7 protein-coding genes are annotated in these 13,461 nt (G+C 31.8%); 2 read left to right on the top strand and 5 right to left on the bottom strand.

Translation table 11 applies throughout. From position 1 onward, the window contains the following. Window positions 1–24: 24 nt before the first annotated feature. From BUC09_RS05025 to BUC09_RS05005, 5 genes are all read right to left on the bottom strand, one after another. On the bottom strand, window positions 25–2,310 hold the full coding sequence (locus BUC09_RS05025) for a T9SS type B sorting domain-containing protein (RefSeq protein ID WP_073309306.1): 2,286 nt from the start codon (window positions 2,308–2,310) through the stop codon (window positions 25–27). A 30-nt stretch (window positions 2,311–2,340) separates the two neighbouring features. Further along, window positions 2,341–3,177 carry an ABC transporter permease gene (locus tag BUC09_RS05020; RefSeq protein WP_073309304.1) on the bottom strand — a complete coding sequence of 279 codons (837 nt, stop codon included), beginning with the start codon at window positions 3,175–3,177 and terminating at the stop codon, window positions 2,341–2,343. 14 nt (window positions 3,178–3,191) lie between these two features. Further along, on the bottom strand, window positions 3,192–4,100 hold the full coding sequence (locus BUC09_RS05015) for an ABC transporter ATP-binding protein (RefSeq protein WP_073310376.1): 909 nt from the start codon (window positions 4,098–4,100) through the stop codon (window positions 3,192–3,194). 83 nt (window positions 4,101–4,183) lie between these two features. After that, window positions 4,184–4,570 (bottom strand): response regulator, encoded by a 387-nt coding sequence (locus BUC09_RS05010; RefSeq protein ID WP_073309302.1) that lies wholly within the window; start codon window positions 4,568–4,570, stop codon window positions 4,184–4,186. Further along, entirely contained in the window at window positions 4,560–5,987 is a 1,428-nt protein-coding gene (locus tag BUC09_RS05005; RefSeq protein ID WP_073309300.1) for a sensor histidine kinase, read from the bottom strand. Before BUC09_RS05005 ends, BUC09_RS05010 begins: the two co-directional genes overlap by 11 nt. Window positions 5,988–6,549: 562 nt before the next feature. On the opposite strand from BUC09_RS05005, the gene BUC09_RS05000 reads away from it, so the two are divergent. Next, window positions 6,550–12,504 carry a gliding motility-associated C-terminal domain-containing protein gene (locus BUC09_RS05000; protein WP_073309298.1) on the top strand — a complete coding sequence of 1,985 codons (5,955 nt, stop codon included), beginning with the start codon at window positions 6,550–6,552 and terminating at the stop codon, window positions 12,502–12,504. A gap of 32 nt (window positions 12,505–12,536) precedes the next feature. After that, on the top strand, window positions 12,537–13,460 hold the full coding sequence (locus BUC09_RS04995) for a PorP/SprF family type IX secretion system membrane protein (protein ID WP_234972523.1): 924 nt from the start codon (window positions 12,537–12,539) through the stop codon (window positions 13,458–13,460). Window position 13,461: the final 1 nt, after the last annotated feature.

Below are 13,461 nucleotides of genomic sequence, written 5' to 3'. Positions count from 1 at the left end.
AACAAAAATCCCAAAGGTAGTTATTTATCTTTTAAGGGTAAAATGACCTCTAATTATATTTCCGTTTGCAAGTGTCAAAGTAAACCAATAATCAGTTGCAGGTAGATTTTGTCCGTTAAAAGTACCATTCCAACCCTCTGAATTTGAGTTGAATTGTTTTAGTAGTTTTCCAAATCTATCAAAAATGCTAATTACGGTGTTGGGTTTTAATTTTATATTTTTAATTACCCAAGTATCATTGTAACCATCTCCGTTTGGAGTAAAAAAACTTGGATAATCAAGCACGTAAATTGTTTTAGTAGGAGTTGGAAGACATCCATTTAAATCTTTAACAGAAATGTTGTATTCTCCAGCTGGCAGATTACTAAATTGAGGACTTGTTTGATAATTAATACCATCGATTGAAAAAACATAATCTCCACCATTATCGGTGTAAGTAATTAAAATGGAATTATTTTCATTACCAGTAAACTCAATAATTTGAGCATCGATATTGCTGGCGGGAGCAGATGATGTGACAATAAAAGTTTTGGTTGCTCTGCATCCATTAGCATCAGTAACTTCAACGGAATAATTACCAGATGTAGAAATGGTTATTTCATTTAATGTATCTCCATTGGACCACAAATATGCACTGTATATATTTGGCACACTTAAAGTCAAAGGAATTCCTTGACAAATTCCAATTGTTTCGGTTTCAAAGTTTGTTGGGGATAAATAGTTAACTACTAAATTTATTTCAACTAAACCATAACAATCAGGACCATTTATGATTCTAGCAAAGATAGTTTGAGTATTTGCTGTAGTATTTATAAAATTGTTTTGAAGAGCATTATTCTCATCAGCCAAATCAACTTCTGATGAATAGTATTGTAAAGTTAAACCAGAAGGTAATCCATTAAGAACAACGGGAGTTACTTCGGTATTTAAGTCAAAAGTAGTTTTTCCATCTTTAGTGCCATCTTCATCACATTTTTCATAAGTAATAGGAGAGTTAACAGGGTTGTTTGCGATTTGTAAATTTACTTGACAAGTCGATTTACATCCGTTAGAGTTAGCTACTTCAGCATAGATAGTTTTTGGAATACTCAGATAAGAAATAGGATTAGTTATTGCACTTCCACCAATTGTCTCATAGTAAGTCACATTTCCTAATGACGTATCTCCATTTTTAATTAAGTCATCTAATTTAGTCAGATTAAAAGTTGCATTTCCATTATTGTCATCATCACATTGAACTAATGTTTGATTGTTTATATTAGGAAGTGAAGCAAATTGTATTTTAACTTCGCCAGTTGAAAGACAAGCTCCATTAATTAATACTTCTACTGAATAAATTACCTCGTTTGAATTGTTATTGTCAGTTATTATAAATGTTGGGGTAGTGATACCTGTATCAACACCATCTTTAAACCATTTATAAGTATTTGTTCCCGGTTGAGTGGCATTAAGTGTTATGTTTTCTCCAGCACAATATGGGTTATTAGTTGCAATTAAGTGATCTGGACCTAAATCTGTACTACTTTGAAATGAGCCTCCTCCAAGAAATATTGCTGAATCATATAAATTATTTCCTTGATCTGCTATAACTAATTTAATATGATATGTGGTTCCTGGCGTAACGACTGATGTTGCTTTTAAAATCTTTGTTTGACCATTGAATGTTGTTGGGTTATTGAAACCGTTAAAAGCGTCAAAATAAGCTTCGTTTGCTGGAGGACAAATTGTACCAGCACCTCTAATTGTATTTACGCTTACAGGGGTATTTGTTCCTGGAACTAGTGCTAAATTTTGATAAGAGGATGAACCAACAGGTTTTAATAAAAAAGCAAATCCATCAGTATAACCACATTGATTTGCTGATGGATTTGATAAATATTGTTCTGATGAAAAAATATAATCGAAACTTATGTTATTTGTAAAAGGAATAAAATCAAACTCGATTACTGTTGCATTGATTGTATTATTGACACCAATTGCTTGTTCTAAATCAGCATCTCCTCCCCAAGATGTTGCTCCTTCACTTGAGTTCCCAGTATTTGGTCCAATAGCAGAAACAGCTTTTCCGGTACTCAATACTATTCCATTTGCAAAAGGAAAACTACTCGTTCCTTGGCTAAAATAACCATAGCTTTGTTCTGTACCAAAATTACCTCCAGAAACGACTATATTAGAAACATTACCACAACCATTACTGGCAAAAACATTTTGAATAAGTTGTTGTGCAGTATATGTATCATCAACTTGAATGTATTGTGCATTGCTAATAGCAAAGCTTAATAGAGTAATCAACTTTAAAAATGATTCCATGTAGTTTTATCATTTGGGCGTGCAAAGATACTACAAATCTCTTCTTTTCAGAATTTTATATGATAAAAATATAAAAATAACTGTCCATCCTAATACTATGAATATTGAAAGGTAATCAACACTGTAATTTTTCAAATTGTCTACACCAATTTGATTTTCAATCGTTTTTACAAATGACAATCTGGTAAAAGGTTCAACAATTAAACTAGACATAGACTCCAATGGAAAAAACTGAAAAGCTGTATCCACTTTTTCGCTTCCGTCAAATAATTTGAATTTTAATAATCCATAAGCAATATTTTCAAAAATGCTCCAAATCAATAAAAACCCTAAAGCAAATGCAGATCTTTTTACTAAAATCCCTAAAAATAAACAGAATGAGAAGAAACCAACGAGCTTAACAAAATAGGCTAGGAGATAATCTAAATCGGAAAAAATGATTGAAAATTCATTATAAGATGAAAATGAAAGTCCTAATATTAGTGACATAACAAAAACAAAAATTGTCGATATACCAGCAAATGCTAAAACTGTAAGGAATTTTGATTTTATAAACTCTTCCTTACTCATTCCATCAATAAGGTTTTGTTTTAATGTACCATAACTGTATTCATTTGCCATCATCGATACAATAACAACAGCGAGAAAAAACTTTAAAATAGCAGCTATATAAGTGTTAAAGTGCCAAATAAAAGGAAAATTAAAAATTCCAGTTTCGGCCAAGTCTATTTTGATAGGACCAAGGTCAAATTTTATCGAAGCTATAAGAGCTATTAATGATAATATGACAAAGTATGCTATACTTAAGACTCTACTGGCTTTGTTTTTCCAGATTTTTTGAAATTCTATTGAGAGTAATCGTTTCATTTTGATTGATGATGTTAATTTGATTGATGATTGTTTGTTAATTCTAAAAACTGGGCTTCTAAACTATGTTTGCGTTTCACTAAATGTTGTAGAACAATATTTTTTTGAAATAAAAATTGATTTAGTTCTTCTGAAGCAAGATCAGATTTTAGATAAACCAATAGTTTTCCATCATCTTCAGTAATTTTTTCAACAGATGGGTGATTTTCTAGAACAGATTCTAGTTGGATATTGTCTTTAGCTTTTAATTCAAAGAATCCTTGTTTATTGGTCATACCATCTACTGTACCAGAATATAACATTTCACCTTTTCTTAAAACCAAAACATGTGAACAAACTTTTTCAACTTCGTCTAACAAATGTGAAGCCAATAGAATTGTTGTTCCTTGAGAAGCGATTAATCGTATGATGTCTCTAATTTGATGGATTCCTTGTGGGTCTAAACCATTTGTAGGTTCATCAAGAATTAAAATTTCTGGGTCATTAAGTAGGGCAGAAGCTATTGCTAAACGCTGTTTCATTCCTAAAGAAAACGTGCTGAATTTGCTATTCATTCGTTCGGTTAATCTAACAATTTCTAATTTTTCCTGAACTTTAGTAAAAGGAATATTTTTTATTTTACAGACTAACTCTAAATTTTCTTTGGCAGTCATGTAAGGGTAAAAATTAGGGCGTTCGATAATTGCTCCAACTTTTTTTAATGCATCATGAGTTTGCATTGTACCCCCAAACCATTGATAGTCACCAGAAGTTTTATTGACAACATTAAGAACAATTCCCAAAGTAGTTGATTTTCCTGATCCATTTGGTCCAAGGATGCCATATACATTGCCTTTATGGATTTCTAGCGATAAATTTTTAACAGCATGAACGTACTTATTGTAAACCTTATTTAGGTTTGTGATTGTTAAGATTGTTTCCAAAATAATTGTTTTTCGATTGATTAAAATATGACGATTTAACAATTGTTTTGTTACAGTATTTTTAAAATATTCAATTAATTAATTTATATGAACTCTTCAAAGTTTTTTACAGAAAGAGGCTTACTAAGTAAAGTTTTTACACTATGATTGCATCTTATTTGTTCTATATCATTGTTGTTTAATGTAGATGAAAGCATAAAGACTTGAGTTTTGTTTTTTAGACTTTCAGGGAATGAGTTGTATTGTGCCAAAAACTCAAAACCATTCATAATAGGCATGTTAATGTCTAAAAGAATAATTAATGTTTTTTCTAATTTGTTGTAATTTGTGTTTAACCAATTAAGACCTTCTAAACCATTATTTACAATGTTTATTTCTGCAGTTCCTACAGCTTTTTTTAAAAGTTGGGAAGTTACCAATTGATCAATTGAATTGTCATCAATTAATAAAAATACATAATCACTTTTCATATCGTAATGGTATTTTGACAAAAAATGTTGTTCCTTTTTCGATAGTAGAGTCTACAGAAATAGACCCTTTTAAATTTTCTACAGCTTCTTTAGTGATGTACAAACCTAATCCAGAACCCAAATTACTATTGGTTGCAAAAAACATATCAAATACTTTATGCAGTAAGTCATTTTTAATTCCTATACCATTGTCTGTTACTTCAATTTTAAGCTGGTTACCTTCTTTTGTTGTTTTTATATTTATAAATTTTGATTTTTTCTCTTTGTCTGAGTATTTAATTGCATTAGATACTAAATTACTCAAGATAATTTTTAATCGTAAACGATCTGAATACACTTCATTCAAATCAATTTGTTTATTGATCTCTATCTCTTTTACTTCTTTAATATGTCTATGTTGATCAATGATTTCAGTTATAGTTTCGTTTAGATTTACTGCCTCATTATGAGATTCTAAACGCTTATTCCTTGAATAATCAATTATATCACTAATGAATTGATCTTGTCTAGTTAAACTTGTATTCATTAAATTCAAATAGTTTTTAATTTCATCAATATTGTCTTCGTCAATGGCTATTTCAATTAATCCTTTCAAAGATGTTATAGGTGATCTTAAATCGTGTGAAGCACTGTATACAAATTTGTCAAGCTCCTTATTAACAATTATAAGCTCTGAGTTTTTTTGTTCAATTTTTTTATTAGATATAATTAATCTCTTTATCATAGAATAATAATAAATACTTACCGTACTTATAATTATTAGAATGAAAAATATATTAGTGTAGACTAAATAATTTTTAATCATGTGAGTGCCTTCTCCAAGAGTATTTGAGAAATTACGTTCGTTAATAGTTAATTTGTCACTGATCTCGTTTATTTCCATCAGAATCGTTTGTCTGTCTTCATTTTTTAAACTATGAGTTGTAATTTTTTGGTTTACTTTTTTTCCAGTTTGGAAAAGCTTTTCAATTAAGTAATCTCCTTGTTCCCATTCTTTTATTGCTGTAGCAAAAAAAGGGATTGAATTAAAATTATTAAAGAGCCAAATAATATCATCTAAATCTTTATGACTATTGCGACCTATTGTAAATGATTCTTTAATACTTATCTCGCTTGCGTTGTCTAGTAAGCCTATTCTAGCTTTTCCATCACCTTGAGGAACTTTCATTTCTTCTAAAAACAGTTGCCAGTGTTTTGAATTGTAGGTATATAAATAAATGATAAGATGTCGTACAGCATCTTTTTGAGCTTTAGAATAATGTGATTCTCCATTAACATAAGCTCTACTTGATGATAAAATTTTAATAGTATAATAATTAAGAAATATCAAGGAGGCACACGAGAGAAAAATCACAAAAAGCAGTATGAAAGCGTTTGGTGAATGTTTAAGCTTTTTATTAGTGGCATTTTCTTCCATGTGTTATAATTGGTTAAATTATTCACAAGATTCCTTTTCTTAAAAAGTAGGAAAATTTATACTAATTTAAGAAAAAAATTGATTAGTTTTTTACTTTAAATGATCAAAATTAATTAATCGCATTTTGCTTTAAAAAAGTTAAAATTTCCCTCACCAATTTTAGTGATGCCAATGAAAATAACACTTCCCATTGCATTGTTTTGTCGTTTTTATTATTCTTTTTGTCGAGATTACGGTTTTTCCGTAAAATTTTTCTTAAATATTGAGTTAAATTTATTTAAGAAAAAGGCTACAAAAATTTAATTTCTCTTCTTTTTTCTAAATGTATAAATCTATTTATTGAACTCAATTTGACGTTCTAATTTCTCAAATTATTTTTTGGGATAGTATTGAAATGTAAATAGTATTTATCAAACTTTTTTAAGCAAAGTACCAACACGTGTTTTTACACAATATATAAAGTTGAACATTTAAATTATTGCTTATGAATAGGAGATTTACCAATAAGGATAACTTTATCCTCGTTTTTTGTCTTTCAGTCTTTCTGTTTCTGCAAACAGATTTGAAAGCACAAATCAATTACATAAATGCAAGTTCACTGGTCACCTCAGATCATGTTACAAATCCGACTAACGCAACACTCTACGACAATTCATTCGCTACATTAAATTCATACGGAGGAGTTGCTGTAGGAATTGGTGGCTATAGTGGAAAAATAGAGTTACAATTTCCAACTGTAATACCAGCAGGAAAAACAACTTATGTAAGAATTGATTTTGATCAAGATCTTTTAAATTCTCTAATAGGTGGAAATCTTGGAAGTAGTTTGGCAGATTTATTGGGGACTTTAGTTTTAGGAAATCATTTTTTTACTGTAAGTGCCAAAAATAATACGACAGTAATAAGTACCTATTCTAGTCAAAACAATTTTTCAAATGAATCAGGTAGATTAATTAGAGATGCCAGTGGAAACTTCTATTTTGCGATTACTCCTAATCTACCTTATAATAGAATAGAAATAACAGATAATACTAATGCAGTTTTGTTGGGAACTTCAAACAGTATGAGAGTATATTATGCTTTTTATACTACTGGAACCGATAGCTGTTCTCCTGCATTTGCTACATCTTTTGATGGAACTGGTGGAACTTTAGATTTGATTGGTTTAGGAGGGGCTGAGGTAGATCATCCAGAATGGGCCATCGATCCTGATGTTAATACTTATTCCCACCTAAGTTTAGGAATCCTAGCCGCTGCAGGTACATTAAGTCAAACGGTTTATTTCAATGATGTTTCTTTACCTACAGATCAAGTTCATATAAAAATGAGACTTGATAATCCTAGTATTTTAAATTTAGGATTGTCAGATGGCCTTAAAATAGAAGCTTTAAATGGAACTAATGTAGTTTATACTTTAGATGTTGGAACAATACTTGATCTAGATTTATTAGGATTATTAAGTAATGGACAAACCGTAACTATTCCTATTACTCCAGGTCAATCTTTCGATAGAATAAAAGTTACTTTGTCATCATTAGTTCAATTAAATATAGCTAAAGGATTACGAATATATGATGTATATAAGTCGGTTGGACCACCTACAATTGCTATTGGCTCACAGAATGTTTCAATTTGTGGTCCTCAATCAGTAACTTTATATGCCCAAACAGATAGCGGAAATGAATTGTTGTGGTATGATAGTCCTAATAGTACAACTCCTATAGCTACAACGGCTTACAATGTTGGTTTTACTACTCCATTTTTAAATGCAACAACTACATATTATGTAGCGGCAAGAAAAATTGGATGTCCAGCAATTTCATCACGAACAGCAGTAACAGTTACTTTCACTACTCTTCCAGTTGCCAGTGATATTAGTATTCCTAGTCCAGTAACTGCAAGTTGCTCAGGTGTTGCGGTATTAAGTCCAACTACTCTTATTGCTAATAGTGAATTTCATTATTATACAGATCAAAATAAAACTACCGAAATAACTACAGGATTTTCAGGTCATGCAGGAATTACTTATGTTAAAGATTCTTCAACGGGTTCACTTACCATTAGTGGGTTAAATGCAACAAACACACCTAGAACTTATTATATCTCTATTGAAGTTAATGGCATGTGTGAAAATCTTGTAAATACATTATTACCTGTTGATGTAATTTTTCCTTCTCAAGTTGATTTAGATGTGTCTGCAACTCTAACAGGATGTGGAGTTGTGAATTTGAGAGATGCTATACTTAATTTTGATTCATCAGGTAATACGACTTATGTTTTTTTAGATAGTAATCATAATGTAATACCCCTAGATCAGGTAGATAATATTCAGATTAGCGGAACTTATTATATACAAGCAGTGGTGGTAGGAGTACCTTGTGCATCATCAGAGGAAACTGTTGTTGTTACCATAAATTCTGTACCACAATTAACAGTTAATCCTAATAGTTATGTAATTAATGTTGGTGATAGTGTAACATTACAAGCTACTTCAAATGCAACAGTTACTTGGTATGATGCTAATGGTGTAGCTCTTGCCTCTTCAACTGTTGGCCCTTTTTCTCAAGCAGGAGTATATACTTTTACAGCAGTAGCAAGCAATGGACTCTGTAGTGTTAGTGCGATAGTAACTATTGTCGTTAATAATCCTGCAAATTGTACCACTTTTACAGAAAGAGTATATGCCGATACACAAAGTTCAGCCTCAATTGTTACTGGAACCGTTTTGAATGATGCACTAGCAGTTGATCATAATCCGCAAACTCATTCAACAATTAGTAGTGGCTTGGGAGTACTTGGTGTGGGTACAACATGGCAAACACTACAATGGAACAATTCTATTGCAGCAGGGACACCACTTTCGGTAAAATTAGGAACAGAATACAGTGGTTTAGCTTTAATTGGAGCTATTTCAGTTGTAGCAACCAAAAGAGATGGAGGTGGAGTTCCACAAATTATAGGGACAAGCCAGCCATTATCAGGTACATTAGTTGATTTATTATCTGGAGAAAATAGTTTTGAATACACATTTGTTCCTTCAGACAATACAGGGCCAAAAATTTATGATGGGGTCAGAATTATTGTAGGATCTGCAGCAGGTGTTGTTCAAAATGCAAGAGTTTATGAAGCTTATTATACAAGAGTGGCTAATCCTCTGATTTGCAATACTGGCGATGTTGAAGATATATTTTATGGGACTTATGATTTAGGTGTTGGAGCTCTAACAAGTACAACAAGTGTTGTTAATCCATGGAATGCAGTAGATAATGATGATGACAGTTACGCAACAATGTATAATGGAGTAGGTATTCTATCAGCTTCAGATTTAACTGTAAAATTTAGAACGGCTTCACAACCTACTGATGTTTTAAAAATTAAATTAACAAAACCAGGCACTGCACTTACAGTTTCAGCTTTATCAGGTTTTACAGTACAATGTTATATGGGTAATACTCCTGTGGGAAATTTAATGGTGGCAGGTAGCTCAGCAGCAACAATACAAGTTATTGATAATGATGAAATTATTTTTATCTCTAATACACAATTGCCTACTTACGATCGAGTTCAAATACGATTAGGTGGTGCTGCAAACATGCTTGATTTTTTACAGGTTAATTATGTAAAACGTGAAGCTAATATTAGTGTTGTGGGAGGTAATGAAACAACCATTGAAATTTGTCAGGGAGGTACAGTATCGATTTCTGGAGATGCGTGTACATCATTCAGATGGTATGATAGTGAATTTGGAGGAACAATTTTAGCCAATGGTAATTCATATACATTGCCTTCAAATTTACCTGCAGGAACATATGTGTATTATGTACAGCCAATTAGAGGAGGTTGTGAAGTACTTTCTAGAACAAAAATAACAGTGATAGTTCTAGGAACTTCTCCTAGTGGATTAATCTCAAATATATTAATTAACTCAGATACAGATACTACAATTTGTAGCACAAGTGGAGATGTTTTGTTGACTGCACAGCTTAATAGCACTCCACCTATTACAAATCCTGTATATTACTGGTACAGTTTCGATGGAACAAATCAGATTTTAATTCCAGGTCAAAATTCCAATACTCTTCAATTAACAGGATTAGTACCTGGAACATATACTTATTTTGTGGGTATAAGTTCAACTCAGTTTTGTGAATCAACTCAGCCAGATATAGCTTCAATTACTTTTACGATATTACCTTTTTCAGTAGCGAATGATATTAATGCAAACGATATACAAATTTGTTTAGGATCTAACGCAGTAATTCAGCCTGTATCAGCTTTAAGTAACCCAGTCTTCAGTTGGTATTTTACAAATGATTATTCTCAGCCTATTATAAATGGAACATTTGGAGGAGCAACCTATACAATTAATTCTGCTGGGCAATTAACGATTTCAGGATTAAGTACTATTGGAAGTCCTTATACTTATTATATTTCAATGAGCAGTGATGTGAGCTGTCCAAATCTTTCAGGAAACTTAAAAGCAGTATCAGTTCAGGTTAATGAGACACTTACTCCAACAACTAATGATACGACTCAAGATTTTTGTCAATTATCAAACCCAACTGTTTCATCATTACAAGTAAATGAGCCTAATGTTGTTTGGTATGATGCTCCAAATGGAGGAAATGTTTTAGCAGCAAATACTCCTTTGATTAATGGTATGATTTACTATGCTAGTCTTACAAATTCATCGACAGGTTGTACTAGTATAAATCGTTTGGCAGTTACAGCTAATTTAAATAATGCTCCGACTCCAACAACTAATAATACTACTCAAGATTTTTGTCAATCATCAAATCCTACAGTTGCATCTCTACAAGTGAATGAACCAAATGTTGTTTGGTATGATGCTATAAATGGCGGAAATGTTTTAGCAACAAATACTCCTTTGATTAATGGTATGATTTATTATGGAAGTATTACAAATCCTGTAACTGGTTGTTCTAGTGATGTACGTTTAGCTGTAACAGTTAATTTAGATCCTGCAAATACACCTACGACAAATAATACATCACAAGATTTCTGTCAATCAACAAATCCAACAGTTGCGTCATTGCAAGTAAATGAACCTAATGTTGTTTGGTACGATGCTGCAAATGGCGGAAATGTTTTAGTATCTAGCACTCCTTTAATTGATGGGATGATTTATTATGCTGGAATAGTTAATCCTTCAACAGGATGTGAATCAATAATAAGATTAGCAGTTTCAGTTAACCTAGACAATGGTCAAACACCAACTACAAATGATACTACTCAAGACTTTTGTCAACCTACACCACCAACAGTTTCTTCTTTACAAGTTAACGAACCTAATGTTGTTTGGTATGATGCGGCGACGGGAGGTAATATACTTTCTCCTGGTACTTTATTGATAGATGGTATGATTTATTATGCTAGTATTACTAATCCTAGTACTGGATGTTCTAGTGTTGTGCGTTTAGCCGTGACTGCAAATTTAGATAGTGCACCAACTCCAACTACAAATGATACCACTCAAAATTTCTGTCAATCATCTAATCCAACAGTTGCTTTATTACAAGCAAATGAACCTAATGTAGTTTGGTATGATGCAGCTACTGGAGGAAACGCATTACCATCAAGTACTTTACTAGTAGATGGTGAAATTTACTATGCGGGAATTGTTGATCCAGTAACAGGATGTACGACAACAAATCGTTTGGCGGTGACAGCTAATTTGGATGCAGCTCCAACACCTACTACTAACGATACAACTCAAGATTTTTGTGAATCTTCAAATCCAACAATTGCCTCATTACAAGTTAATGAACCTAATGTTATTTGGTATGATGCTGCTTCAGGAGGGAATCCTTTAGCATCTTCAACTCCTTTAGTTGATGGAATGACTTATTATGCAGGTGTTACAGATTCTGTAACTGGATGTTCAACTATTAATCGTTTAATGGTAACAGTAAGTTTCTTGACAACGCAACCTGCTTCAATAAATACGACTTCTAATTCAACTTGTGCATTTGATGAGATTACTTACAATACTGAAACTGGTATGAGTAATTATCAATGGACTGTGAGTAATAATGCTCAAATTATTAGTGGTGGTGGTGCTAATGATTCTTCAATAACTGTTGCTTGGACACAACTAGGGACAAATACCATAACAGTGAGTTATACAAATACTGCTATTTGTAATTTGACTAGTTCCCAGTCTATGGATTTATTAGTTGAAAAATGTGTGTTAAGCGTTTCTGGAGATGAATGTTTTACTGTCTATAATGAATTTACCCCTAACGGAGATGGTTCAAACGATTTTTTCAATATCAAATGTGCAGAAAGTTTTCCTAACAACAAATTAGAGATATACAATAGATATGGAAACCTAGTTTATCAAACAACAGGATATAAAAATGACTGGAAAGGAGACGCAAATGTTAGCGGTACTTTTAATGGAAATGTATTACCAACTGGTACATACTATTACATTTTTGATACTGGCGAAAGTTCAAGTTCTTCTAAATCTGGTTGGTTGTACATAATGAGATAAATGATTCTTTCATTTTAATTAAAACAATGCGTATGAGAAAAAATAAAATATTATATAGCTTTTTGTTTAGCACATTTTTGATTCTAAAAATTAATGCTCAACAAAACCCAGAATATACTCAGTATATGTACAATACCATGATGGTGAATCCAGGATATACAGGTTCAGTTGGTGTGTTTGAAGCAAATTTATTATTTAGATCACAATGGGTAGGACTTAATGGCGCACCTAATACAGGGACTTTTGGTATTCATACACCCCTAAGTAATAAGAATATAGGTTTAGGTTTAAACTTTATCAATGATAAACTTGGTCCATCAAGCGAACAGACTGTTGCAGCTAATGTTTCTTATTCAATAAGTTTAGGTGGAGAAACTAAATTTGCTTTAGGTATGAAGGCAGGAGCAAGAATGCTAAATGTAGATTGGACTAAAGGAAGATTTTATGATAGTAGCGATATTCTGCTAAATAGTAATGTTGATAATAAGTTCATGGGTGTTCTAGGGTCTGGAGCATATTTGTATTCTGATAAATGGTATGTAGGTTTGTCAGTTCCAAATTTTTTAAGATCAGACTATTATGATGATATAAAAGAATCTGTAGTTTCTGATAAATTACACTATTATTTAATAGGAGGCTATGTTTTTGATTTATCCAAAGAAGTAAAATTTAAGCCATCAGTTTTAGTAAAAGCTGTAGATGGGGCACCGCTGTCAACTGATGCTTCGGCCAACTTTTTACTCAATGAAAAAGTTACTTTAGGAGCATCCTATAGATGGGATGATTCAGTAAGTGCTCTGGTTGGAATTCAATTTTTGAAAGACTTTTTCTTAGGATATTCTTTCGACTATACATTGACAAGACTAAATAAGTATAATAATGGTTCTCATGAAATTATACTTCGCTACCAGCCTTCTCAAAGATCGACGACTATTAAATCACCAAGATTCTTTTAAA

Origin of the sequence: Flavobacterium terrae, from assembly GCF_900142035.1 — a bacterium.
Taxonomy (GTDB): domain Bacteria; phylum Bacteroidota; class Bacteroidia; order Flavobacteriales; family Flavobacteriaceae; genus Flavobacterium; species Flavobacterium terrae.
The sequence above is the reverse complement of the archived record's forward strand: the minus strand, read 5'-3'. Positions and strand labels throughout refer to the sequence as shown.

What these genes read in the sequence shown, in the direction of transcription:
- BUC09_RS05010 (WP_073309302.1), bottom strand. Translation starts at nt 4,570, where the DNA reads ATGAAAAGTGATTATGTATTTTTATTAATTGATGACAATTCAATTGAT.
- BUC09_RS04995 (WP_234972523.1), top strand. Translation starts at nt 12,537, where the DNA reads ATGAGAAAAAATAAAATATTATATAGCTTTTTGTTTAGCACATTTTTG.
- BUC09_RS05005 (WP_073309300.1), bottom strand. Translation starts at nt 5,987, where the DNA reads ATGGAAGAAAATGCCACTAATAAAAAGCTTAAACATTCACCAAACGCT.
- BUC09_RS05025 (WP_073309306.1), bottom strand. Translation starts at nt 2,310, where the DNA reads ATGGAATCATTTTTAAAGTTGATTACTCTATTAAGCTTTGCTATTAGC.
- BUC09_RS05020 (WP_073309304.1), bottom strand. Translation starts at nt 3,177, where the DNA reads ATGAAACGATTACTCTCAATAGAATTTCAAAAAATCTGGAAAAACAAA.